The organism is Shimia sp. MIT1388 (genome assembly GCF_047124445.1).
Classification (GTDB): domain Bacteria; phylum Pseudomonadota; class Alphaproteobacteria; order Rhodobacterales; family Rhodobacteraceae; genus Shimia.
Genome location: NZ_CP138921.1, coordinates 2410793 through 2434063 on the forward strand (window position 1 = coordinate 2410793; position 23271 = coordinate 2434063).

Below are 23271 nucleotides of genomic sequence, written 5' to 3' on the forward strand. Positions count from 1 at the left end.
AAAACCTGAGGGGCCGAGTTAATCCCGCCCTTTCAGCTCCTTTTGGCTCCACTTCAATTGTTTTGGCGCCACATCACCCGGCGCCCATTCCACCAATGAGCCATGGTATTGAACCGGCGTGCGTTCTGGCCGCTCGTCGCTCCAACGCTCACATTTAAAGACGATGGAACAGCTGCGCCAACTGGCGTTTTTCCCGTCCCGAAAGCCAAAAGATGTGTTCGAAGCCAAAGTGCCGCCGGTACATTCGTAGTGGTCATGGCCCGACTGCCAGTAGCTCCATTTGGACTTCAGGCGCAAAACCACGCCGCGTGCCGGATCGCGCTGCCAACTACCAGACAGCACCTCGTAGATATCAAACACGCCGTCCCGTGCGGTGTGTTGCAACTCCTTAACGGCACCATTCTTATAAAACACAAGTTGACCCGAACTGCTCGAATGCAGCCCCCCACTCCAAAGCGTCGTGGCCGTATTGAGATAATCCAAATTGGCTGGCTTCAGCAGACCAGTTGGCTCTTCCACCCATCCTTTGATTTGCAGCTCGTTCAATTCAGAAAAGAAATGAGGTGGGAATTCCGCTTGATCCTCAGCTTGGCAGAACCTGTCCCCGTTTTTTGTGTCCTCATGATAGTAGGACGTGCCGCCGGTGTAGCTGGGCTCTGCCACCGTCACCTGTGCAGATGGCGTGGATTGCGGCGCGGAGGTTTGCGGGGTAGGTGTAGCTGGCACCGATGAGGGCCGCGCCAAAGCCGCCTCTCGCTCCAACGCCTCAATCGCCTTGCGGGAGCCTTTCAGACCCATCGTCATGGTTTTGAACTGGTCCTGCGCATAGCTGGCTCGGGTCTGATAGCGGAATTTCACCGTATTGCCGGACTTGAACGCCTCCAACATCGCCGCTTGATTGCGCGCGGAAATCGGAATGCGCACCTGCGCACTGTCGCCATAGTCCGTCAGACAATTCTGCCCACCACAGCCGTTCATATCGAGTTCGGTCTCCCGCCCCCCGGCATGCGCCACCGATACCCCCATGAAGTGGATCATGGGATCGTCTGACACCCGGTAGAACCCGTAGTAATATTCCTGAAACTCCCGATCGTAGCCAACAAGAACAGTGGCCACGAGGGCGCCGTTCTGCACCAGGTTCCAGCCAGCCTCGCCATCGCGATAGGCCCAGCCGTCCGAGGTCTTCACCAATTGCGGCGCAGGCGCGGCAGCATTGAGCGCATCCCCCAGCCGGTCGAGCATGTCCTGATCCGCCTCAAGGAACTGCGCGTCCTCCCAAAGCTGATCGGCCCGCGCAATATTACGTTCCACATGCACGCCTTCAGCAAAGTAAATCCCCAGCTGCGCCGCCGCTTCGCCATAGCCCGCGCGCATCGCGGCCTCAAAATAATCAATCGCCAGCTCAACGTTTTTGGTGATGCCCTGCCCCTGCATCAACTTCACGCCAATGTTGTTTTGCGCCACCGGATAGCCCGCATCCGCCGCCTGCTTCTGCAGGTCCGCCACCGCTTCGATGTCATCGGCGAAAAACTGGCATCGCTCCGTGGCAAACACCCAGGCCAGATCATTTTGCGCCACCGGATGCTCTTCCATGATGGCCGCCTGCATCAGCTCGCGAAACGCCCGCCCGTTACCATCACAAGCCTTATCCGAAAGCTGATTGAATTTCTCCCGCGCAGGCTGCCAGAACGCCCCCGCATCCTCCGCCCTTGCCACGCCAACACCACCAACCACGCCTGCAACGCAGACCGCAAAAACCGTGTGTCTCATGTCATCCCCTTTGCGCAAAACAGTCCAAAAACACCGCAACGCCTGCCCCAGCGTAAGCCGAGGCAGGCGTTTTTGGCAAAGAAAATAGTGTTTTGGCGCGTTACAGCAGGCTCTGCAGGATATCGAAACCTTTGCCCCAGCCGCTGTCCATATTGCCCATCATCTGCGCAAAACAGGCAATCTCGTCTTCCGTCGCATCCACCGGCACCTGCTCCAGCTTCACTTGCCCGCGCCCGTTCTGCTCGCTGAACGTCACCGTGGTCAAAAGCTTCTGCGGCCAGTTTGGCATCATCGGATTGGGCGCCTGCTCCCAGTTCTCATCGGTACTGTGATGCAACCAGACAATCTTGTCGCCTTCAGACACCTCCTGAAACTCCATCCGGCTGTAGTCCGACGTCTCGCCCCATTTCATCTCGTTGAGCCACCGCCCACCGGGGCGCAGATCGAACTCGTGAATCACCGTCTCCACCCCTGGCCCGTACCAGACCGACAGCAGCTTCGGGTCGCTAAACGCCTGCCAAATCTGGCCCAACGTGCCTTCAAACGTGCGTTTGTACATATAAGTTGGCAAATCACTCATCTTTCAAATCGTCCTTTTCGCTAGATTTCATTGTCTCAAGAAGCGCGTCCAACTGATCAAAACTGCCGGACCAGAAGCGGCTGAATTGCTCCATCCAGTCCACCGCTTCTTTCATCGGCGCGGCCTTCAAATAGGCCGGGCGGCTTTGTCCCACCTGCCCGCGCTCAATCAGCCCCGAGGCCTCCAACACCTTCAGATGTTTGGACACCGCAGGTTGGCTCATCTCAAACGGTTCCGCCAAGTCGCGCACATTGGCCTCGCCCTCACACAGCCGCGCCAAAATCGCGCGGCGGGTTGGGTCAGCTAACGCGGCAAAGACCGCGTTCAACTCAGGATTTGCATAACCAGATAGTTTCATAACTCAATGGTTATGCATTATACCTAATCCGTCAACACCTTTAAACGCAATCAATTCAACGGCTTTTCGCGCGAGGGTCGTTTTTGACCTAGACCTCGCCGGCGAATCCCGCCCTTCTGCGCCCATGTCTCAGCCCCGCACCACTCTGCCCCTTGGCCCGCTCTCCGCCCTGATCGCGACCTTCTTTTTCTCGATCAACGACGCGGCAATCAAATTCCTCTCCGGCGACTACGCGCTGCACCAAATTGTGCTGACCCGCTCGCTGATTGGTTTAACCATTTTGCTGATTGTGATCGTGCCGTTTCAAGGCGGCTTCTCCGCCCTGCGCACCAAACGCCTCGGCATGCACGGGCTGCGCGGCCTTTGCGTGGTCTTCGCCAACACCACCTTCTTCCTCGGGCTCGCTGTGCTGCCTCTAGCCGACGCCATGGCCGTGTTCTTCATCTCCCCCCTGCTGATCACGCTCTTTGGCGCCGTACTGTTGGGAGAGATCATCGGCCCACGCCGCAAGGCCGCCGTCGCCGCAGGCATGATTGGCGTCCTAATCATGATCCGCCCCGGCGCCTCCGACTTCAATCTCGCGCTGTTGCTGCCCTTGGTCTCCGCCGTCGCCTATGCGCTGCTGCACGTGCTGACCCGCAAGATTGGCACCACCGACAGCGCCGCCACCATGGCCGTGTTCATCCAGATCGTCTTCATTGTGGTCTCCGCCTGTGTCGGCCTGCTGCTCGGCCATGGGGCCTACGAAAACGCGGGCGGCGAGATGATCAGCTTCCTTTTGCGCGCCTGGCATTGGCCCGCCACCGCCGACTGGCCCATCCTGTTTCTGCTGGGTTGCTCCATCGCCTTTGGCGGTTTCTTTATTTCTCAAGCCTACCGCGTGTCCGAGGCCAGCCTGATCGCGCCTTTGGAATACGCCGCCATGCCCATGGGCGTACTCTTTGGCATTGTGATCTTTGGCGAATGGCCCGCCCCCACCACCTGGATCGGCATGACCCTCATCATTGGCGCTGGTCTGTTTGTGTTCTGGCGCGAAGCCAAAGTGGGCAGCGCGCCGATGCCGGACCGTCCCCGCGTGCGCCGCTAAGCCCAGCCCAACGCATTCCCCGCTTGCTTCCCAGCTTGCGCCCACTAAGGTCGGCGCAAACCATTCTTTCAGGGGCAAATTATGTCGCAAATTGACGCCGTGATTTTTGACATTGGCAATGTGCTGATCCAGTGGCAGCCGGAAAACTTCTACGACCGCACCGTCGGCGAAGCCCGCCGCAAAGCCTTCTTTGCCGACACCAACATCCATCACCACCATGAACAGATCGACGCTGGCGCCTCCTTGCCCGGCATGATCGACAGTCTCGTGCCGCAGTATCCCGAATATGAGGCCGAGCTGCGCATGTGGAACGACAACTGGAACGACCTCGCGGCCCCGGCCATTCCCCATTCCGTGCGCCTGCTCGACGCGCTGGTGAACAAGGGCGTGACCGTCTTCACCCTGACCAACTTTGGCCACGACAACTTCCCCCTGTCCCAAGCGGTCTACCCGTTTCTCAATCGCTTTAACCGCGAGTACGTCTCCGGCCGCCTGAAACTCATCAAACCTGACCCGGCGATCTATGCCCATGTTGAGGAAGACTGCGGCATCGCGCCAAACCGCCTGTTGTTCACCGACGACCGCGCCGACAACATCGCAGCGGCTGCGGCGCGCGGCTGGCAGACCCATCTGTTTGAACACCCACAAGGCTGGGCCGAGCGTCTGGTTACCGAAGGCCTGGTCACCGAGGAGGAAGCCAAATGACCACAATCATCTCCTTTGAAGAAGGCGAGAAGAACATCAACTGGCTCGGCCTGACGGACGCGCTCGCCGCAGGCCACAGCCTGCCCAAAGCAGAAATCTCCGACAGCTTTCTCTACCGCGGCAAAGACACCTTGCTGCAGCGCCAGGCCTGGATCGACGGCCTCGGCATCGCGGTCAAATCCGCCACGGTCTTCCCGGACAACCCGTCTCAAGATGTGCCGATGATCCACGGCGCGGTGACCCTTTTCGACGACGCGCATGGCATCCTGTCTGCGCTGATCGACTTCCACCTCGTCACCAAATGGAAAACCGCTGGTGACAGCCTCTTGGCCGCCCGCCGCCTCGCCCGCCCGGACAGCTCCAAAATCCTGATCGTCGGCGCAGGCACCGTGGGCCGCAACCTGCACGCCGCCTACTCCGCCGTTTTCCCTGACGCAGAGTTCACTGTCTGGAACCGCACACAGGCCAACGCCGAAAAAATGGCCGCTGAAATTGACGGTCTGAACGTCGCCACCAATCTCGAACAGGCGGTGGGCGAAGCTGACATCGTGACCTCCGCCACCATGTCCACCGAACCCACCCTACGCGGCGATTGGCTGCAACCGGGCCAGCACATCGACCTGATCGGCGCCTACCGCCCCGACATGCGCGAAATCGACAACGCCGCCCTCACCCGCGCCAGCCTGTTTGTCGACAGCTACGACACCACGCTGGACCACATTGGCGAGTTGAAAATCCCGCTCGCAGAAGGTGTGATCACCCGCGAAGACGTGCTGGCGGATTACTACAGCCTCGACAAGTTCACCCGCTCCTCGGACGATCAAATCACCCTGTTCAAAAACGGCGGCGGTGCACACCTCGATCTGATGACCAGCCGCTACATTCTGGATCAGTGGCAGGCAGCCCAATCCTAAGCGCCGCTTAAAGCAAAGGCCGCTGCGCTAACCCGCAACGGCCTCAAAATGTCCCCACCTCCGCAAAACAGTCGCGATACCGACGCAGTACCGACGTGGGTTTGGGGTGGTTAACGCGCCCCGCTTCTTCTGACCACAAATACTCCGGGGGTGTGGGGGCTGGCCCCCACTTGCCCTTATGCCGCCACTGCCGCTGGCGTCCGGTTTTCGCGGATCGGCAGATGCACAATCGCACTGAACGCGCCCACGCCAACACCAACCCACCAGACCAGCGTGTAGTCGCCGTACAGGTCATACATCCGACCACCCAGCCACACGCCGAGGAAGCTACCAAGCTGGTGGGAGAAGAACACAATCCCGTAAAGCGTACCCATGTAGCGAAGCCCATAGAGATGCGCGACCAGACCGGAGGTCAGCGGCACGGTCGCAAGCCACAGCGAGCCCATCACCACAGAGAACACAATCACGCTCATTGGCGTAATCGGCATCAGAATAAAGATCGCTGCGGCTAGCGTACGACCGGTGTAAATCCCTGCCAGAAGGTACTTTTTCGGGAAATGCTTGCCTGCCCAACCGGCCAGCAAGGTGCCACCAATATTGGCCAGGCCAATCAGCGAAATCGCCACCGCGCCCAGCGTAGAGGTGGAGGTGATGCCCATATTTGCCAGAGTGGAGCCCGGCGCAATCGGCCCACACATCTCGGTGATCATCGCCGGGAAATGCGCGGTGACAAAGGCCAGTTGATAACCACAGCTGAAGAAGCCCAGGAAGATCAAAGTGTAAGACGGATCTTTAAAGGCCCGCTTCAGGATCTCGCCCATGCTCTCCTGCAGCTCTTCTTTGCTCGCCGCCGCTGGCGCCCGCATCGCGGGCAAAAGTAGCAGGACCGCCAAAATCGCAATCGCAAACACCACAAAGGTCTGCTGCCAAGACATGAACGACAGCATCCATTCCGCCATCGGCGCGCCAAACACCTGACCGGCCGAACCTGCCGCTGTCGCAATCGCCAGTGACATCGAGCGGTTCTCATCAGAACTCGCCCGCCCCACCACGGCCAGGATCACGCCAAATCCGGTACCCGCAACACCAAATCCAACAAGGATTTCAAGCATCTGATGCGCTTCCGGCGTCACCGCGAAGGACGACAAAACCAGCCCCGCCGCATAGGTCAACGCGCCCAGGATGATCGCCTTGCGATCGCCAATCTTCTCGGCAATGGCGCCAAAAATCGGTTGCCCTATGCCCCAGGCCAGGTTCTGAATCGCAATCGCCAGCGAAAACTCACTGCGCAGCCAGCCAAACTCTTCGGCAATCGGGATCTGAAACACCCCAAAACTCGCCCGAATGGCAAAGCTCACAAGGATGATGATACAACCCACCATCAAAACCGGCGTCATCAAAGGGGTCTTGGCACTCATCATCTTGCTCCTGTTTGCGCAGGGCAGACTCTGAACAAATGAAGCACCTAAGGTCAATTCAGAATTTGTTCACCCCCTCATAACAGTCTGTCATAGGGTCCGGCGTGGCCCTTTTCCTCACCGCTTCAATTGGCTAAGGGGTTTGTATGGATAGCTTGCCCGAGATTTATGCCGCCCGCGTGGCTGACGGAACCTTGCATGCCGACGACGCCCAGGTCGCGGTGCTGCCGAAATTTGAACGCATTCGCAGCGATCTGGCCAAGCCTGTGAAGAAAAGCTGGTTCCGCAAATCCACACCAGAACCCGTAAAGGGCCTCTACCTCTGGGGCGGTGTTGGACGCGGCAAATCCATGCTGATGGACTTGTTTGTCGACAGCCTCGACGTGCCGGTCCGCCGTGTACACTTCCACGCCTTTATGCAGGAAATCCACGAGGCCATGCACAAAGCCCGCGCCGAAGGTGTTGAGGACACTGTGCAACCCGTCGCCAAAGCGGTGGCGGACAGCGTGCGCGTGCTGGCCTTTGATGAAATGCAGATCACCGACATCACCGACGCCATGATTGTCGGCCGCCTGTTTGAACAGCTGTTTGAGGCCGGCGTGGTAATTGTCACCACCTCCAACCGCATCCCGGATGATCTGTACAAAAACGGCCTCAACCGCCAGCTTTTCTTACCCTTTATCGCCCTGATCAAAGAGCAGATGCGGGTCTGGGAAATGGTCAGCCCAACCGATTACCGCCAAAACCGTCTCGCCGGAAATCAGGTCTATTTTGTGCAAGCCGGGTCTGAGGCCCGCGCGCAAATCCGTGCCATCTGGGACGACCTCACCGGCGGTACCGCAGAACCGCTTGTGCTCACCGTAAAGGGCCGCGAAGTCACCCTGCCCGCCTACCGCAACGGCATTGGCCGCGCGAGCTTCTTTGACCTCTGCGGCAAGATGCTTGGCCCCGGCGACTACCTCGCCATCGCCAATGCGGTAAAGGTGCTGATCCTAGAAGACATCCCCACGCTCAGCCGCAACAACTTCAACGAAGCCAAGCGCTTCGTGACCCTGATCGACGCGCTCTATGAGGCCAAGGTCCGTCTGATCTGCTCCGCCGCCGCCGAGCCGGAAATGCTCTATCTTGAGGGCGAAGGCATCTTTGAGTTTGAGCGCACCGCCTCGCGCCTGCGTGAAATGCAGGACGCCGATTGGGGCAAAGACAGCTAGTCTTTCCGTCATACCAAGCCGCAAAACAAAAAGCCCCCGAAGGGGCTTTGAGACGTGTCCAATCTTTGGGAAATGGCAGGGGCACCAGGGCTCGAACCCGGGACCTACGGTTTTGGAGACCGTCGCTCTACCAACTGAGCTATACCCCTAACGTGGGGTGTTTCGTAAGGCACCCTCGCGCCGGTGGCAAGAGGTAAAACGCGCAAAAATCGCAAGACTGGTCAGCTTTGAATTGCCCCTGTATGAGAGGTGCGCACTCAAGAGGTTTTCGCCCCATGTCGCTGAAGCAATCGCTCAACCGTTTGCGCAAAAAGATCGCCGATAGCCCGCGTGTGAACCGCGCCGTGGAGGGCATGTTTGCCGCCTACGTGCGATTCGCCTTCAAGACCTCTCGGTTTGAGCGCACCGGCTGTGACGAACTCGACGCTTGCCTCGCCCGCGGTGAGGCCGTGATCACCACGGTCTGGCACCAACGGCTGATTCTCGGCCCTTATATGGTCAACGCCCCCAAAGGCACCCGCGTGGTCTCACTCACCTCTGCCGCCCGCGCTGGACGGCTGGCCGGGCAGATCCTTGTGCGGCTCGGCTGGGAAACCATTCCGATGTCCAGCCACCAGCGCCACGTGACCCTCTCCCGCGAAGTTCTCAAACGTCACCGCGAAGGCTGCTCGCTGGGTGTGGTGCCCGACGGCCCCCGCGGCCCTGCGCGCGTCGCTTCCACCGTGCCACTCATTTGGGCGCGCTCAACCGGCGCTCGTGTGTTTACCTTGGCCTTTGCCCAAAAACGCGTCTTACGCCTGCCGACTTGGGACAAGCAAATGCTGCCCCTGCCGTTTTCGCGCGGGATCATCACCTGTCAGGAATGGACCGACGCGGTGCCGCGCAAACCCACCGAAGACGAAACCGAAGCCCTACGTCTCAGCTTGCAACGGTCGCTCGACGAGATTACCGACGCCGCCGACGCTGCCCTTGGCAAACCCAGCGAAAACCCCAATCTGGCGGAATAACCGGCTTACGACGCCTGCAAGACACGGCGTTCAAACCGTTGCATCACCGGCAATATCCACGCACGGAAGGTCTTCACCGGCCGCTCGAAGTAACGCGCAAACAGCAATCCCACCGCAACAGATCCGCCCAGCAACAGCGCATCTCGCCCCAGCATCTCTGGCAACAGCGCATCCAACAAATGCAGCGCCGGATAATGCGTCACGTAGATCGAGAAGGTCGCCCCCGCCATCCAACGGATGGCCCGCGTACCCCATAGCTTTTGCGGGTTCAGGATCGCCACCCCGGCCACATGCATCACCGTGCAGAGCCCAATCACAAAGTTCCAGATGAACTCATCGGAAAACGCCAACACCATCCGCGCATCCGCCACGCCAAGCTGCGCTGCGGTCAAGGCTGCCAAGGTTTCCGGCATGCCACCAAGTTGCCCCGCCAAATAGAGCGCTGGCCCGCCAAGCGACAGGGCCCAGCCCATGGCCCGCGTATACCCGCCAGCCCGCTCTGCCTTAAGCCACTGCCACAAAGCCACGCCCAGCAACCAGGCTGGCATCAACAAAAGCACATTCAGCCCCGCCAACCACGCCAGTGCCACAAGCCCCAGCACCCGCGCCACGCCTTTGGCAAACAGCGCCACACCAAACAGCGCGTAATACGCCGCCTCATAGCTCAGCGACCACAACGGCCCGTTGGTGCCCAGACGCACCCGTTCAAACGCGCCCCATTCATTAGTAAACGTCACGCCCCGCAGCAGGAACTCCCCCACCGGCAGCGCCTGATAGAACCCGTTGGGATAGGCGCTTGCGTCAATCCGCGTACCAAGCGCATCAAACACCAGTGTCAGCATCAGTGCAGGCACTATCACGGTCAGCAACCGCGTCACACGATTGAAGGCAAACCGCCCGGCAGAGCCATCCCGATCGGCGGCAAAGGCAATCACACAGCCGGACATGACAAAGAACACAATCACCGCATCACTGCCCACGTTCCAATCCCGCAGGAAGGCATATTCAGTGCCGGTGAACCGGGGGTATGCCAAATGGGAAAGGACCACGACAATCGTGGCCACCACCCGCAAGACATCCAGCCAAATGGAGACGCCTTTGGTCATCTTAGTGCCCCTCAGCCGGCGCAACGCCGTCTTTGGACTTGCGCTTGACCATCTCAATGCCGGTGGCTTCTTCCAGACTTTCCACAAAAGGCTTGATCAGCGCGTCTTTTAAGGTGGCATGGGGCTGTTCAATCAACTCACCTTTGCCGTCGGCCACACCAAACTGCAGCTTTTCGTAGCCTTTCGGCACATAGAGCGTGCCAAACATCCAATCCCAGATCGCAAACACTTCACCGTAGTTCTTATTGAAGTGCTTCTTGTCGCTGGAGTGGTGCACATGGTGCTGCGCTGGGGAGATAAAGATATGCTCCAGAACCGGCCCGTAGCTCAGCCACACATGGCTGTGGCGCAGGTTGGAACCCAGCAGGTTGAACAGGAAGTAGCCCGCGTTTGCACCGCCAATGGTCAGCAGGTCAATCTGGCCAATCAACAGGAACAGCACCAGCGCCTGCACCGTGCCCAGCACCACGCTGTAGATCAAGTTGCGAATGAGCAGGAAAATCGGGTGGTTGCGGTTCGCCGTCAGCGGCGTCATCACCTCGGCAGAATGATGCAGCGCGTGGAACGGCCACAGAATCTTGCTTTCGTGGTGGATGTAATGCGCCCAGTATTTGCAGAAATCCATCGCCAGGATCATGATCAGTGTCGCCAGCGCGCTGCGCCCCCAGGTCACGTCTAAAGGCTGAAACGGCGTGCCCTGCCATTCAATGAAATTGGACAACATCACTTTGGCCACAATAGGCGTGAACAACACCGCGCCAAAGATACCGGCCACGCCGAGCAGCAGGTTGATGGCAAAGATCTGGATGTCGATGATGTTGGACTTGTGGGTGTAAACCTCACGCGGGAACAGGAACTTGGCAAAGCTGGTTGGGCGCCCACGATAGAGCCAAATGCCAAACACCATCACAATTGTGGTGCAGAGGTAGAATACCGCCAGACGCGATTCCCAGCCCCAAAACATACCCTTAAGCGCGGCCCAAACCTCGTAAACCCAACCCATTTCCATGCTCCCTTTCGCAGTCTGTGCATGTTTGCCCCCCGGCATGGCGCCAACCTGACGGGCAAATGCGGGCAAAACATGGCGGAAAAAGGGAATGTGGCGGATTTCAGAACAATCGTTTCCAAACCACATGCAAAAAGGCCGCCCAATGGGCGGCCCTTCCGTAGTCTGTCGTCCGAATTACGCTAGGCGCAATTACTCAACGATTTTGGACACAACACCGGAACCAACGGTGCGGCCACCTTCGCGGATCGCGAAGCGCAGGCCCTGCTCCATCGCGATTGGTGCGATCAGCTCAACGTTGAATTTCAGGTTGTCACCAGGCATCACCATCTCGGTGCCCGCTGGCAGCTCAACAGTGCCGGTCACGTCAGTTGTACGGAAGTAGAACTGTGGACGGTAGTTCGCGAAGAATGGCGTGTGACGGCCACCTTCATCCTTGGTCAGGATGTAGGCTTCTGCTTCGAACTTGGTGTGTGGGTTCACGGAACCTGGCGCACAGAGAACCTGGCCACGCTCAACCGCTTCACGGTCAACACCACGCAGCAGTGCGCCGATGTTGTCGCCCGCTTCACCGGAGTCCAGCAGCTTGCGGAACATTTCAACACCGGTACAGGTGGTTTTCTGAGTGTCTTTGATGCCAACGATTTCGATTTCGTCGCCAACGTTGATCACGCCACGCTCAACACGGCCGGTCACAACAGTACCACGGCCAGAGATCGAGAACACGTCTTCGATTGGCATCAGGAACGGCTGGTCGGTCGCACGTGGTGGCTGTGGGATGTACTCGTCAACAGCGGCCATCAGCTCAGCAATTTTCTCTTTGCCGATGTTGTCGTCGCGGTCTTCCAGAGCCGCCAGAGCGGAGCCGGCGATCACAGGAATGTCGTCGCCTGGGAATTCATACTCAGACAGCAGCTCGCGGATTTCCATCTCAACGAGTTCCAGCAGCTCTTCGTCGTCAACCTGGTCCACTTTGTTCATGAAAACAACCATGGCAGGGATGCCAACCTGGCGGCCCAGCAGGATGTGCTCACGGGTCTGTGGCATTGGGCCGTCAGCCGCGTTCACAACCAGGATCGCGCCGTCCATCTGCGCCGCACCGGTGATCATGTTTTTCACGTAGTCGGCGTGGCCTGGGCAGTCAACGTGGGCGTAGTGACGTGCGTCGGTTTCATATTCCACGTGCGCGGTGGAGATGGTGATGCCGCGTGCTTTTTCTTCAGGCGCGCCGTCGATTTCGTCGTACGCTTTGAAGTCACCAAACTGCTTGGTGATCGCAGCGGTCAGCGTGGTTTTACCGTGGTCAACGTGACCAATGGTGCCGATGTTGCAGTGCGGTTTACTGCGCTCAAACTTTTCCTTAGCCATCTCGGGCGCCTTCTAATTTTGGTGGGGCCACATTGGCCCGTTTTCCTCTACCGCGCGCGACATATGGTGTTACGCGCAAAAAATCAAGCGTGCATTATCCCTGGCTCGCTTGTTGCTCCTGCAGGCGTTGCCGCATTTCCTCGTTCTTGTTGTCTTTCCAACACTTGGCGAGGTCCGCTGCCGACACATCATCCACCAGACAGGCGCTGTTTTCATGCATCCACTTTTCGATCTGCCGCGCCGCATTGTAGGTCAGGTTGGCCATCTGCTCCTCTGCCGTCATCGAGAAGCCGCTGGAGGCAATCAGCGAGGAGCCAGTGAAGGACTCCAGCACAAAGATTTCCTTAGCCTCTTCGTTGAACTTACTCCCAGCCCGGTCATCCCAGGCCGTCACGGTGATGATGATCGCAGACTTCGGTTGCAGGATCAGCGGCACGCCTTTTTGCGCCAAAGCATAGCCGTTGATGTTCACGCCAAAATGCACCAGCCGCGTGCCGTCGTAGCGCGCTGCGCCCATGCGCGCGTCAATCGCGTTTTTCATGCTGGCAATAAACGCGTCGGTGTCCGCCTCGCGTGACAGCGGGCCTTTCTGAATGTCCGGCGCCACCACAATGTTATGCCCCAGCACAAAGTCGCCCAGATCCAGCGGCTCGTCAGTGACCTCTTTGGTGGGCGCCGTACAAGACACCAGCGCGGCCAACGCCGCGACGCATGCAACCAGTCTGAACATGGGCATTATTCTCCGCCACTCTTCCTCAATAAGTAGCCGTTGGCATATCGGATTGCCTGTGTCCGCGCAATCAAAGGCTTTGTGCACTCTGATCCCTCGCCTATTCTGGTGCGTAAGGAGAACCATGATGTCTCATCCCGCGCCCACCCTCGACGACACGAAGCGCCCACTGCCCGTACATGCCGCCTTGGCCACCGAGCCACTGGGCCTGTTCGGCTCACTCAAAGCCGCCCGCAGCAATCTGCTCTCGATCTTGCCGGAACTCGCCGTGCGCCAACCCATGGTCTCTGGCCGCACCGGATTGCGCTGGCATATGGTCATGGACCCGGGCGCGATCCGCCGCATTTTGCTGGAAAAGGTGGACGACTACCCAAAGTCCAAAGCCACCAAGAACATCCTGCGCCCGGCGATTGGCGACAGCCTGTTCATCGCCGAGGGCGCTCACTGGCGCTGGCAACGCCGCGCTGCGGCCCCGGTGTTCACCCACCGCAACATTGCCAATCTCGCCCCGGTCATGGCACAGGCTGCCGAGCGCGCCGCCAGCCGTATCGCGGACCAAGCCCCCCACGCTGTCGATATGATGAGTGAGATGGTGCAAACCACCTTTGACGTGATCAGCGAAGTGACCTTTTCCGGCGATGGCAGCTTTGACAGCTCCAAGGTACATCAGGCCATCGATGACTACATCGCCGAAGCCGGCAAAATCTCGCTCCTGGATATGCTGGGCGTACCCGACTGGGTGCCACGTCCCGGCCGCATGATGTCCGGCAACGCCGTGGGCGATATGAAACAGGTCGCAGACACCGCGATCGAAGCTCGCAAAGCCCGCGGTGCCAAAGACACGCCCGATCTGCTTGATCTGCTGCTCGCCGGTGTAGACCCGGAAACCAAGAAAACCATGAACACCGCGGAGCTGCGCGACAACCTGCTGACCTTTATTGTGGCAGGCCACGAAACCACAGCGCTCACCCTCGCCTGGGCGCTTTACCTCTGTGCCTTTGACCAGGACGTACAGGAAAAAGCCCGCGCCGAGATTGACGACATCTGCGATGATGGCCCGATCACCGGTGACCAAGCCATGCAGATGACCTACGTGCGCCAAATCATCGACGAAACCCTGCGCCTCTACCCTCCGGCGGGCATTATCTCCCGCACCGCGCAGGCCAATGACATGCTTTGCGCCCGCGAAATCCGCCCCGGCGACACCGTCATGATCCCGATCTACACCTTGCAACGCAATCGCCTGCTCTGGGACGATCCCGATGCCTTCAAGCCGGAGCGTTTTGCCGACCGCAAAGCCATCGACCGGCACGCTTACTTGCCTTTCGGGGACGGCCCCCGCATCTGCATCGGCGCCAGCTTTGCCATTCAGGAAGCGGTGATTGTGCTCGCGACCCTGCTCAAACGCTTCCGCTTTGAGTTGGTCGAAGGGAAGCCCCCAAAGCCCGTGATGATCCTCACCCTGCGCCCCGAAGGTGGCGTATGGCTGCAAGCGATCCCACTCGACTAAAAACCGCCAAGGGCCGCCCCCCCGCGCACGAACCGAGGGGCTAGGAAGCGAAGCGCCCGCCCCGTGGGGGCGGTTCGGGCGCTGCCAAAGCACGGCTTTGGCTCAAAGGCAGCACTCCCTGAACACACCCCTTGCCGGATCACCATCCCTTACCGCACACTCATTGGTAAGGGAGGCCCATGTCATGACATCCGAGACCACCAAACCCAGCGCGCAGGAAAAGCTGCCCCCACGGCCGCAGCTCATCCCAGACACCAAAAAACTAACGCCGCAAGACATCTCCAACGCGTTCAAAGCCGGGTTTGACGACTTCCTCGCCCACCCTGTCATGAGCGGCTTCTTCGGCCTGTTTTATGCCGCCTTTGGCATCCTCTTTATCTGGTGTCTGGCTTGGCTTGGCAAAATCTGGATGATCATCCCGGCCTCCGTTGGCTTCCCGCTAGTGGCGCCCTTTGCTGCCGCCGGCCTCTATGAAATGTCCCGCCGCCGCCAAACGGGGCAAAGTTTCACATGGTCCGACATCCTCACCGTCATGGCGCGCCAGCGTAAACGCGAGATGGGCTGGATGGCCTTTGTGACGCTGTTCATTTTCTGGGTCTGGGTCTACCAAATCCGCCTCTGGCTCGCGATCATTCTGCAAGACGCGTCATTCTCTGACTTCGCCGGCTTTCTAAACGTGGTCTTCCTCACGCCTGAAGGCTGGACCTTCCTCGCCATCGGCACCTGCGCCGGCGCCCTGCTTTCCGCCGCACTGTTCTCCGTGACCGTAATCGCCATGCCCATGCTGTTGGATCGGGAAACCGACTTTGTAACCGCCATGCTGACGTCAGTGCATGTGGTCAAACAGAACCCCGTGGTCATGCTGACATGGGCCGCAATCATCTCGGCCACCATGCTGCTGTCGCTGGTGCCTGCCTTCTTGGGTCTGATCTTCACATTGCCGATTCTGGGTCACACCACGTGGCACCTGTATCAACGGGCGGTGGAGCCCGAGGTTGATTAGCCCAATGCCCCTGTGATCGGTCAGGCCCGCAGATCTATCGCGCGTCCATCCAGCGTATCCGTGAGGCCTCCGAGCAAGCGGCGCAAGTGAAAATGCGCGCTAAGACCAAAGCATTTACTATCCGCTCAGGACACCGCACCAAGCAAAAAAACGCTTCCAAAGCCAAAGCATCGGAAGCAACACAATCAGCCCCAACCGCCCCTCTTTGCTCGTGTCTCCAGGAATAAGCGCGCTTGCGGCAGCAATGCCGCAAAATGCCACCACGACTGTAACCGACAACAAAAGAACAACGCCGAAAACGATCAGAATTGGGCTTGGCGACAAAACAACCTCACGAGCGCTAGAAATATCTCATTGGTTTAACTGCAAACGCATCTTCAAAATTTCAAGTCCAAGACGACTATCGAAGCAAGTATCAAGGCTTCAAGTTTTGCTCGCCGAATTTGAGTTTCCGCCAGTTGATGGAAAACATTACCGCCAGCCATCGAATGTCCAATTAGTATTTCCAGTTCATTGCGTCGCAACTCAACCCAAACGCGCAGAATCGCTCCAGTTTGTAGCTACACCGACCGTTGCGCATGTCGCTTTTCATCAAAAACGCGCACCTCCGCAAAACAGTCGTGATACCGACACAATACCGACGTGCCATTCCCATGAAAAACGGGGGCGCAACGGCCTCCGAAATTTATGTGTCGAACTTGTAGTCTTTGGGGAAGCCATAGGGCGCTTTCTTGCCCACACCGGCCCGTTTGCCAAGCCAATCTGACAGGTCTGGCTCGTGCCGCGTTTTGCCACTGCCGCCCATTGACCAGGTCAAACCATTTTCCCATGCAAAGGTGGTGATGTCGGACAGCCCGCCGTCCAGTTCCAGCGTACCCTGACGCCCGCGCGCCATGTTATACTTCTGAATTCGCACGCCTTTTCCGCGCCCAAGCTCCGGCATTTCGGAAATCGGGAACACCAGGAATCGGCCGTTTTTGGACACCACCGCCACGTGATCGCCCGTTACCGGCTTACAGATCATGGCGCGAATGTCGTCTTTCACGTTCAGCACCTGTTTGCCCGTCCGCGTCTGCGCAATCACGTCTTTTTCCGGCACCACAAACCCGTCACCCGCGCTGCTGGCTACCAGCAGCTTGCGATCCGGCTTATGCACAAAAATGTCAATGATTTCAGCCTCATTCGGCAGATCCACAATCAACCGCACAGGTTCCCCCATGCCACGCCCGCCCGGCAAATTCGCCGCGCTCAGCGTGTAGAACCGCCCGTTGGAGCCAAACATCAAAAGCCGGTCCGTCGTCTCCGCATGGAAGATGAATCGCGGCCCGTCACCATCCTTGAACTTCAGCTCCCGCTTCAGATCAATGTGGCCAGACATGGCACGGATCCAGCCCATCTGAGAGCAGACGATCGTCACCGGCTCGCGGTCGATCATCGCCTCAATCGGCACCTCTTCAACTTCCGCCGCCTCGGCAAACACAGTACGCCGCGCACCAGCTTCATAGCCCTTGCCGAAGGTCTTCTTCGCTTCTTTAAGCTGCTCGGAAATCCGCTCCCACTGCAGGTCGTCGCTGCCCAAAAGCGCAACGATTCCAGCGCGTTCTTCCTGAAGCGCGTCCCGCTCCCGGATCAACTCCAGCTCTTCCAGACGCCGCAAGCTGCGCAGGCGCATGTTGAGGATCGCCTCGGATTGCACCTCGGTCAGCTGTGTCGCGCCAGAGCCCGGCAACGGAGATTTGTAGTCTTTCTCATCCAGCGCGCGTGGGTGATCCTGATCCCAATCTTCCGCCATCAACGCCTGCTTCGGCGCATCGTCATAGCGGATGATGTCGATCACACGATCCAGATTGAGGAAAGCGATGATGAAGCCTTCCAAGACCTCCAGACGGTGGTCAATCTTCTCCATCCGGTGCTTGGATCGGCGGATCAGAACCTCCCGACGGAAGTCCAAAAACGCCCGCAGAACCTCTTTCATGGAGCAAACTTTTGGCGTCACCCCATCAATCAAGACGTTCATATTCAAAGAGAATCGAATCTCCAGATCACTGCTGCGATAGAGCATGTTCATGAGCACATCCGGCTCAACATTCTTGCTCTTCGGCTCCAGGATCACGCGAATGTCATCGGCCGATTCATCGCGCACATCCGCAAGAATAGGCACCTTCTTGGTCTGGATCAGCTCCGCCAGCTTTTCGATGAGCTTGGACTTCTGAACCTGATACGGGATCTCGGTGACCACAATCTGCCACTGCCCGCGCCCAAGGTCTTCTTTCTCCCACTTACAGCGCAACCGGAACGATCCGCGCCCCGTGCGATAGGCCTGCGCAATGCTTTCAGGCGGCTCGACAATCACACCTCCGGTCGGGAAGTCCGGCCCCGGAACGTAATTCAGCAACGTGTCATCGCGCACATCCGGCGTCTTGATCATGTGCAGACACGCGTCACACAGCTCGCTAATGTTATGCGGCGGAATATTGGTCGCCATACCCACGGCAATACCGGAGGCGCCGTTTGCCAGAAGGTTTGGGAATGTCGCAGGAAGAACCACCGGCTCACTCAACGTGCCGTCATAATTCTCCCTGAAATCAACGGCATCCTCGTTGAGGCCTTCCAACAAGGCCTCCGCCACTGAGGTCATTCGCGCCTCTGTGTATCGGCTCGCCGCCGGGTTATCGCCGTCGATGTTGCCGAAGTTCCCCTGCCCGTCGACCAACGGATAGCGCACGTTGAAGTCCTGCGCCAAACGCGCCATCGCGTCATAAATCGCCGCATCGCCGTGCGGGTGATAGTTGCCCATCACGTCGCCGGAAATCTTCGCCGATTTCCGGAAGCCGCCGGTCGCGCTCAGCTTTAGCTCACGCATCGCATACAGGATGCGTCGGTGAACAGGTTTTAATCCGTCTCGCGCGTCCGGCAGCGCCCGGTGCATAATCGTACTCAGCGCATAGGTCAGATAGCGATCACCAATCGCCCGCCGCAGCGGTTCGGTCACATTCTGTGTAGGGAGTTCGTCGTCATCGATCAGGTCAGTCATACCCCGCTGATAGCTTTTGCCGATGCCTCGGTAAAGCAGATGCGAGGGAACTCTCGCGAATTTTTCCCCGACGTGTTATGATGTGCGCAGTGTAAACCTTTGTTTGATCCTGTAATGCGACAGTGTTGTGAGTACGGGTGATTCTCTCGGGGGTTGATTAAGTGAACAAGTTTGTAATTATCAGTTTTGCATTTCTAGGCTTTGTATTTTGGGAGCTCAGCGGCGGGTCAGATTTCCAACCCAAAACGCGGGCTCAAACGGCCGAAAAGAAGGCACCTAAGCAAGTTGAAGACGCGCCGGTTGTGGCGCGGGCGGCTCTGTCTGTGCCGATCATCAAGGCGTCTGCCACGCCTGCAAATACGCAAAGCGCTGCCACGCCTGTGGTGATGTCCGCGGAAGTGACCAATTTGCAAGAAGCCGAAACAGCGCAACCGGCGCAACCGGTTGTCGTGGCCTCGCTGGTCACTGGACTTGAGTCCTTTGCCACTCCGGGCGCACCTGTGCTTGTGAATCCAACCGTAAGCGACGCAACCGTACAGGACACGCTTGCTTTGGCGCTGGAAACGCAAAGCGCAACGGACTTGCGCCGTGTACGCGGCTCTCGCGTAAACATGCGTGGTGGTCCCGGCACCTCCTATAACGTGCTCATGGTCCTGCCCCGTGATCGCGAAGTGGAAGTCTTGCGCGAGAATGGCTCCGGCTGGGTCAAGCTCAAGGATAGCGAAACTGGTCGAATCGGCTGGATGGCCAGCAAAATGCTGGTGGCATCAAACTGAACGGCCCCCTAAGTTGCGAAAAACTCTTTTCGCGACGGGGCGTCGATGTCACAGAAATCCATTTTAATCACCGGCTGCTCGTCCGGAATTGGCCTGGCAGCAGCACATAGCCTGCGCGCCCGCGGCTGGCGCGTGTTTGCCTCGTGCCGCAACCCCGACGACTGCAAACGCTTGGTTGCCGAGGGCTTTGACAGCCCCCGTATTGAATTGCGCGACTGTGAAAGCATCCGCTCCGGCTTGCAAGAGGTTTTAGAGGCCACAGGAGGCACGCTGGATGCCCTCTTCAACAATGGCGCCCGCGGCATGCCCGGCGCCATCGAAGACCTACCGGCCGATGGCCTGCGCGACCTCATGGAAAGTAACGTGATCGGTTGGCATGACCTCACGCGGCAAGTAATCCCCATCATGCGTGCGCAGGGCCATGGCCGGATTGTGCAGAACTCCTCGGTCTTGGGCTACGTCTCGATGCGTTATCGCGGCGCTTACGTTGCGAGCAAACACGCCATAGAAGGCCTCACGGACAGCCTGCGCATCGAGCTGCGCGGCACGCCCATCCACGTAAGCCTGATTGAGCCCGGCCCGATCACCTCCGACATGCGCAAGAACAACGCAGCGCAGTTCTTTGAATGGATCGATTGGGAAAACTCTGCCTTTGCGGAGGACTACAGGCAAGGACTGGTCAAACGGTTCACCGAAAAGCAGGAGGGCCTGGACCCGTTTGAGCTCCCAGCGGAGGCCGTGTGCAAGAAACTGATCCACGCGGTGGAGGCCAATCGCCCGCGCGCACGCTACCGCGTCACCACTCCTGCCTACATTATGAATGTGTTTCGACGCGTCCTGCCAACGTCCCTCCTTGATTGGGTGATCGCCAAGGCTTGATGCGACGTAGTGTCAGAGGTGGTTCAGTTTTGGGCAATGACCCGCTACACCTGTGCCACCGCTGAACATGGAGACCCCAATGGCAAACGATCCCCTCTTCTGGCTTATCGCAGTCACCTGCCTGGCCGTGCTGTTCATCCTTCTGGTTGGCATCGGAGGATTTGCCAAAGGTGGCGAGTTTAACAAAAAATACGCCAACAAAATCATGCGCCTGCGTCTACTCGCGCAGTTCGTTGCGGTCATTCTGATCGTTGGTTTTGTCTGGCTACGCAGCGGAGGCTGAGCACATGGTTGTTCTCAACAAAATCTACACGCGCACCGGAGACAAAGGCACTACAGCCTTGGGCAATGGAGACAGAGTCGCCAAGCATAATGCCCGCGTGGCGGCTTATGGCACCACGGACGAGCTCAACGCCTTCCTCGGTGTCGCCCGCCTTCATGCCCAGAGCGACATGGACACGGCGCTCGCCCGTATTCAGAACGACCTTTTCGATTTGGGCGCAGACCTGTGCCGCCCCGACATGGCCAAAGATGCCGAGGCCGAGTACCCGCCGCTGCGGGTAGTTGCCAGTCAAGTTTCCCGCCTCGAAAGCGAAATTGACGTTATGAATGCCCAACTGGAGCCACTACGCAGCTTCATCCTTCCCGGCGGGTCCGCACTGGCCGCCCAGCTGCATGTCTGCCGCACAGTTGCCCGGCGTGCAGAACGCTTGTCCGTTGAATTGGCGCAATCTGAGGACATCAATGCCGATGCAGTGACCTACCTCAATCGCCTCAGCGACTGGTTCTTTGTGGCAGCGCGCATCGCAAATGATGAAGGCCGAGCCGACGTGCTGTGGGTTCCTGGCGCGAATCGCTAAATGGTTGAGTACGACCGTTAGCGCCAACAAGTCAGTTGACGCAAATTCCCCTTACGTAACTTTTCTGCGCCGCGGAAACATTCTTGCAAAAAACGTGGCGTGAAAACGCTGATACGCGACGTCGTTGCGCCTAAACGTGACGATTTTGCTCTGTTTCGCCAGCGTTGCACACTATATCAACGCGGTGAGAGCATTCCGATGAGCTGCCTCTAGGTGGCTTTGACAAACTTTGAGGAGTCCTACGCCCATGAAGGTACTAGTACCTGTCAAGCGCGTGATTGACTACAACGTGAAGGTCCGCGTGAAAGCGGACGGCACAGGTGTCGATCTCGCCAACGTGAAAATGTCCATGAACCCGTTTGATGAGATCGCTGTTGAAGAGGCCATCCGTCTGAAGGAAGCGGGCAAAGCGGACGAAATCGTCGCAGTTTCCATCGGTGTGAAGCAAGCTCAGGAAACCCTGCGCACCGCACTCGCCATGGGTGCCGACCGCGCCATTCTGGTTGTTGCTGCTGACAGCGTGGACCAGGACATCGAGCCGCTGGCCGTTGCCAAGATCCTCGCCAAAGTTGTCGAAGAAGAGCAGCCGGGTCTGGTGCTCTGCGGCAAGCAGGCGATCGACAACGACATGAACGCCACCGGCCAGATGCTGTCTGCGCTGCTGGGTTGGTCCCAGGCAACCTTTGCTTCCGAAGTGGACATCGACGGCGACAAGGCTGTTGTAACCCGCGAAGTGGATGGCGGTCTGCAGACCATCAAGGTCAACACACCAACCATCATCACCGTGGACCTGCGTTTGAACGAGCCGCGCTACGCGTCTCTGCCAAACATCATGAAGGCGAAGAAAAAGCCGCTGGATGAGAAAACCGCTGCCGACTACGGCGTGGATGTCACCCCGCGTCTGGAAGTTGTGAAAACTTCTGAGCCATCTGAGCGTGCCGCCGGCATCATCGTAGGCTCCGTCGACGAGCTGGTTGAGAAACTTAAAGAAGCGGGGGCTGTGTAATGGCTGTTCTTCTTCTCGCAGAAGTCAACAACGGCGAACTGGCGCTGGACGCCACCGCCAAAGCTGTCACCGCAGCGAAAGCACTGGGTGACGTGACCGTTCTGGCTGCTGGTGCCTCTGCTGCCGCAGCAGGTGAAGCCGCTGCCAAGATCGACGGTGTTGCCAAAGTTCTGGTTGCTGAAGACGCATCTCTGGGCCACCGCTTGGCGGAACCAACCGCTGCGCTGATCGTTTCCCTCGCGGGTGACTACAGCCACATCGTTGCCCCAGCGACCACCGACGCCAAGAACGTGATGCCACGCGTGGCCGCACTTCTGGACGTCATGGTTCTGTCCGACGTGACCGCAGTTGTGGATGGCGACACTTTCGAGCGTCCGATCTACGCCGGTAACGCGATCCAGACCGTAAAGTCCAACGACTCCACCAAAGTCATCACCTTCCGCACCTCGACCTTCGACGCCGCTGGCGAAGGCGGTTCCGCTTCTGTGGAAACCGTTGGCGCAGCCGACAATCCCGGCCTGTCCGAATGGGTTGAAGACAAAGTGGCCGAAAGCGATCGTCCAGAGCTGACCTCCGCAGGTGTGGTTGTCTCCGGCGGCCGTGGCGTTGGTTCTGAAGAAGACTTCAAAATCATCGAAGCCCTGGCTGACAAACTGGGGGCCGCAGTTGGCGCATCCCGTGCAGCGGTTGACTCCGGCTACGCTCCAAACGACTGGCAGGTTGGCCAGACCGGTAAGGTTGTTGCACCAGAGCTTTACATCGCAGCGGGTATCTCCGGTGCGATCCAGCACCTGGCTGGCATGAAAGACTCCAAGATCATCGTTGCGATCAACAAAGACGAAGAAGCGCCTATCTTCCAGGTTGCTGACTTTGGTCTGGTTGCCGATCTGTTTGAAGCAGTGCCAGCGCTGACCGAGAAACTCGGTTAAACTCCGGCTACTCA

Annotated in this window: 22 protein-coding genes and 1 tRNA gene; 13 read left to right on the forward strand and 10 right to left on the reverse strand. The window is 58.5% G+C overall.

Annotation, left to right across the window (positions count from 1 at the left end; translation table 11 throughout):
- Window positions 1-18 precede the first annotated feature (18 nt).
- The 3 genes from SIB92_RS12035 to SIB92_RS12045 all read right to left on the reverse strand — a co-directional run bounded on the left by SIB92_RS12035 (window position 19) and on the right by SIB92_RS12045 (window position 2708).
- Window positions 19-1770, reverse strand: coding sequence for a tetratricopeptide repeat protein (locus tag SIB92_RS12035; protein ID WP_412552284.1), 1752 nt, complete (start codon window positions 1768-1770; stop codon window positions 19-21).
- Between the two features lie 100 nt (window positions 1771-1870).
- Complete coding sequence (locus tag SIB92_RS12040) at window positions 1871-2350, reverse strand: SRPBCC family protein (protein ID WP_412552285.1); 480 nt, start codon at window positions 2348-2350, stop codon at window positions 1871-1873.
- Window positions 2343-2708 (reverse strand): ArsR/SmtB family transcription factor, encoded by a 366-nt coding sequence (locus SIB92_RS12045; protein ID WP_412552286.1) that lies wholly within the window; start codon window positions 2706-2708, stop codon window positions 2343-2345. Before SIB92_RS12045 ends, SIB92_RS12040 begins: the two co-directional genes overlap by 8 nt.
- A 124-nt stretch (window positions 2709-2832) precedes the next feature.
- On the opposite strand from SIB92_RS12045, the gene SIB92_RS12050 reads away from it, so the two are divergent.
- From SIB92_RS12050 to SIB92_RS12060, 3 genes are all read left to right on the forward strand, one after another.
- Window positions 2833-3795, forward strand: coding sequence for a DMT family transporter (locus SIB92_RS12050; protein WP_412552287.1), 963 nt, complete (start codon window positions 2833-2835; stop codon window positions 3793-3795).
- An 81-nt stretch (window positions 3796-3876) separates the two neighbouring features.
- Entirely contained in the window at window positions 3877-4500 is a 624-nt protein-coding gene (locus SIB92_RS12055; RefSeq protein WP_412552288.1) for an HAD family hydrolase, read from the forward strand.
- The gene (locus SIB92_RS12060; protein ID WP_412552289.1) at window positions 4497-5414 is read left to right on the forward strand and encodes an ornithine cyclodeaminase family protein; all 918 of its coding nucleotides are present in this window, start codon (window positions 4497-4499) and stop codon (window positions 5412-5414) included. Before SIB92_RS12055 ends, SIB92_RS12060 begins: the two co-directional genes overlap by 4 nt.
- A 176-nt stretch (window positions 5415-5590) precedes the next feature.
- Here the strand turns inward: SIB92_RS12060 and SIB92_RS12065 are convergent, their stop codons facing one another.
- Entirely contained in the window at window positions 5591-6832 is a 1242-nt protein-coding gene (locus SIB92_RS12065; RefSeq protein ID WP_412552290.1) for an MFS transporter, read from the reverse strand.
- A 146-nt stretch (window positions 6833-6978) separates the two neighbouring features.
- On the opposite strand from SIB92_RS12065, the gene zapE reads away from it, so the two are divergent.
- Window positions 6979-8043 carry a cell division protein ZapE gene (gene zapE, locus SIB92_RS12070; protein WP_412552291.1) on the forward strand — a complete coding sequence of 355 codons (1065 nt, stop codon included), beginning with the start codon at window positions 6979-6981 and terminating at the stop codon, window positions 8041-8043.
- Window positions 8044-8116: 73 nt separating this feature from the next.
- On the opposite strand, the gene SIB92_RS12075 is transcribed toward zapE, so the two are convergent.
- A tRNA-Trp gene (locus tag SIB92_RS12075) sits at window positions 8117-8192 on the reverse strand.
- A gap of 126 nt (window positions 8193-8318) precedes the next feature.
- Between SIB92_RS12075 and SIB92_RS12080 the strand changes: the two genes are divergently transcribed.
- Window positions 8319-9050 (forward strand): lysophospholipid acyltransferase family protein, encoded by a 732-nt coding sequence (locus tag SIB92_RS12080; protein WP_412552292.1) that lies wholly within the window; start codon window positions 8319-8321, stop codon window positions 9048-9050.
- A gap of 5 nt (window positions 9051-9055) precedes the next feature.
- On the opposite strand, the gene SIB92_RS12085 is transcribed toward SIB92_RS12080, so the two are convergent.
- From SIB92_RS12085 to SIB92_RS12100, 4 genes are all read right to left on the reverse strand, one after another.
- Window positions 9056-10156, reverse strand: coding sequence for an acyltransferase family protein (locus SIB92_RS12085; protein ID WP_412552293.1), 1101 nt, complete (start codon window positions 10154-10156; stop codon window positions 9056-9058).
- 1 nt (window position 10157) lies between these two features.
- On the reverse strand, window positions 10158-11159 hold the full coding sequence (locus SIB92_RS12090) for a sterol desaturase family protein (RefSeq protein WP_412552294.1): 1002 nt from the start codon (window positions 11157-11159) through the stop codon (window positions 10158-10160).
- Between the two features lie 195 nt (window positions 11160-11354).
- Complete coding sequence (gene tuf, locus SIB92_RS12095; protein WP_412551048.1) at window positions 11355-12530, reverse strand: elongation factor Tu; 1176 nt, start codon at window positions 12528-12530, stop codon at window positions 11355-11357.
- A 94-nt stretch (window positions 12531-12624) separates the two neighbouring features.
- Window positions 12625-13260, reverse strand: a complete 636-nt coding sequence (locus SIB92_RS12100; protein ID WP_412552295.1) for a hypothetical protein — start codon at window positions 13258-13260, stop codon at window positions 12625-12627.
- Between the two features lie 127 nt (window positions 13261-13387).
- Between SIB92_RS12100 and SIB92_RS12105 the strand changes: the two genes are divergently transcribed.
- Both SIB92_RS12105 and SIB92_RS12110 read left to right on the forward strand, forming a co-directional pair.
- Window positions 13388-14770, forward strand: coding sequence for a cytochrome P450 (locus SIB92_RS12105; RefSeq protein WP_412552296.1), 1383 nt, complete (start codon window positions 13388-13390; stop codon window positions 14768-14770).
- 184 nt (window positions 14771-14954) lie between these two features.
- Window positions 14955-15773, forward strand: coding sequence for a DUF2189 domain-containing protein (locus SIB92_RS12110; protein WP_412552297.1), 819 nt, complete (start codon window positions 14955-14957; stop codon window positions 15771-15773).
- 685 nt (window positions 15774-16458) lie between these two features.
- Here the strand turns inward: SIB92_RS12110 and SIB92_RS12115 are convergent.
- On the reverse strand, window positions 16459-18807 hold the full coding sequence (locus tag SIB92_RS12115; RefSeq protein WP_412552298.1) for a DNA topoisomerase IV subunit A: 2349 nt from the start codon (window positions 18805-18807) through the stop codon (window positions 16459-16461).
- A gap of 161 nt (window positions 18808-18968) precedes the next feature.
- On the opposite strand from SIB92_RS12115, the gene SIB92_RS12120 reads away from it, so the two are divergent.
- From SIB92_RS12120 to SIB92_RS12145, 6 genes are all read left to right on the forward strand, one after another.
- Window positions 18969-19583 carry an SH3 domain-containing protein gene (locus SIB92_RS12120; protein WP_412552299.1) on the forward strand — a complete coding sequence of 205 codons (615 nt, stop codon included), beginning with the start codon at window positions 18969-18971 and terminating at the stop codon, window positions 19581-19583.
- Between the two features lie 45 nt (window positions 19584-19628).
- Entirely contained in the window at window positions 19629-20462 is an 834-nt protein-coding gene (locus SIB92_RS12125; protein WP_412552300.1) for an SDR family NAD(P)-dependent oxidoreductase, read from the forward strand.
- 79 nt (window positions 20463-20541) lie between these two features.
- Complete coding sequence (locus tag SIB92_RS12130) at window positions 20542-20745, forward strand: twin transmembrane helix small protein (RefSeq protein ID WP_168591950.1); 204 nt, start codon at window positions 20542-20544, stop codon at window positions 20743-20745.
- Window positions 20746-20749: 4 nt separating this feature from the next.
- Window positions 20750-21322, forward strand: coding sequence for a cob(I)yrinic acid a,c-diamide adenosyltransferase (locus SIB92_RS12135; RefSeq protein WP_412552301.1), 573 nt, complete (start codon window positions 20750-20752; stop codon window positions 21320-21322).
- Between the two features lie 247 nt (window positions 21323-21569).
- Complete coding sequence (locus SIB92_RS12140; protein ID WP_412552302.1) at window positions 21570-22328, forward strand: electron transfer flavoprotein subunit beta/FixA family protein; 759 nt, start codon at window positions 21570-21572, stop codon at window positions 22326-22328.
- Window positions 22328-23257, forward strand: a complete 930-nt coding sequence (locus SIB92_RS12145; protein WP_412552303.1) for an electron transfer flavoprotein subunit alpha/FixB family protein — start codon at window positions 22328-22330, stop codon at window positions 23255-23257. Before SIB92_RS12140 ends, SIB92_RS12145 begins: the two co-directional genes overlap by 1 nt.
- The last annotated feature ends 14 nt before the right edge of the window (window positions 23258-23271 follow it).

What these genes read in the sequence shown, in the direction of transcription:
- SIB92_RS12050 (WP_412552287.1), top strand. Translation starts at nt 2,833, where the DNA reads ATGTCTCAGCCCCGCACCACTCTGCCCCTTGGCCCGCTCTCCGCCCTG.
- SIB92_RS12115 (WP_412552298.1), bottom strand. Translation starts at nt 18,807, where the DNA reads ATGACTGACCTGATCGATGACGACGAACTCCCTACACAGAATGTGACC.
- SIB92_RS12140 (WP_412552302.1), top strand. Translation starts at nt 21,570, where the DNA reads ATGAAGGTACTAGTACCTGTCAAGCGCGTGATTGACTACAACGTGAAG.
- SIB92_RS12055 (WP_412552288.1), top strand. Translation starts at nt 3,877, where the DNA reads ATGTCGCAAATTGACGCCGTGATTTTTGACATTGGCAATGTGCTGATC.
- zapE (WP_412552291.1), top strand. Translation starts at nt 6,979, where the DNA reads ATGGATAGCTTGCCCGAGATTTATGCCGCCCGCGTGGCTGACGGAACC.
- SIB92_RS12100 (WP_412552295.1), bottom strand. Translation starts at nt 13,260, where the DNA reads ATGTTCAGACTGGTTGCATGCGTCGCGGCGTTGGCCGCGCTGGTGTCT.
- tuf (WP_412551048.1), bottom strand. Translation starts at nt 12,530, where the DNA reads ATGGCTAAGGAAAAGTTTGAGCGCAGTAAACCGCACTGCAACATCGGC.
- SIB92_RS12090 (WP_412552294.1), bottom strand. Translation starts at nt 11,159, where the DNA reads ATGGGTTGGGTTTACGAGGTTTGGGCCGCGCTTAAGGGTATGTTTTGG.
- SIB92_RS12145 (WP_412552303.1), top strand. Translation starts at nt 22,328, where the DNA reads ATGGCTGTTCTTCTTCTCGCAGAAGTCAACAACGGCGAACTGGCGCTG.
- SIB92_RS12080 (WP_412552292.1), top strand. Translation starts at nt 8,319, where the DNA reads ATGTCGCTGAAGCAATCGCTCAACCGTTTGCGCAAAAAGATCGCCGAT.
- SIB92_RS12105 (WP_412552296.1), top strand. Translation starts at nt 13,388, where the DNA reads ATGTCTCATCCCGCGCCCACCCTCGACGACACGAAGCGCCCACTGCCC.
- SIB92_RS12045 (WP_412552286.1), bottom strand. Translation starts at nt 2,708, where the DNA reads ATGAAACTATCTGGTTATGCAAATCCTGAGTTGAACGCGGTCTTTGCC.
- SIB92_RS12035 (WP_412552284.1), bottom strand. Translation starts at nt 1,770, where the DNA reads ATGAGACACACGGTTTTTGCGGTCTGCGTTGCAGGCGTGGTTGGTGGT.
- SIB92_RS12060 (WP_412552289.1), top strand. Translation starts at nt 4,497, where the DNA reads ATGACCACAATCATCTCCTTTGAAGAAGGCGAGAAGAACATCAACTGG.
- SIB92_RS12130 (WP_168591950.1), top strand. Translation starts at nt 20,542, where the DNA reads ATGGCAAACGATCCCCTCTTCTGGCTTATCGCAGTCACCTGCCTGGCC.
- SIB92_RS12110 (WP_412552297.1), top strand. Translation starts at nt 14,955, where the DNA reads ATGACATCCGAGACCACCAAACCCAGCGCGCAGGAAAAGCTGCCCCCA.
- SIB92_RS12085 (WP_412552293.1), bottom strand. Translation starts at nt 10,156, where the DNA reads ATGACCAAAGGCGTCTCCATTTGGCTGGATGTCTTGCGGGTGGTGGCC.
- SIB92_RS12040 (WP_412552285.1), bottom strand. Translation starts at nt 2,350, where the DNA reads ATGAGTGATTTGCCAACTTATATGTACAAACGCACGTTTGAAGGCACG.
- SIB92_RS12135 (WP_412552301.1), top strand. Translation starts at nt 20,750, where the DNA reads ATGGTTGTTCTCAACAAAATCTACACGCGCACCGGAGACAAAGGCACT.
- SIB92_RS12125 (WP_412552300.1), top strand. Translation starts at nt 19,629, where the DNA reads ATGTCACAGAAATCCATTTTAATCACCGGCTGCTCGTCCGGAATTGGC.
- SIB92_RS12065 (WP_412552290.1), bottom strand. Translation starts at nt 6,832, where the DNA reads ATGAGTGCCAAGACCCCTTTGATGACGCCGGTTTTGATGGTGGGTTGT.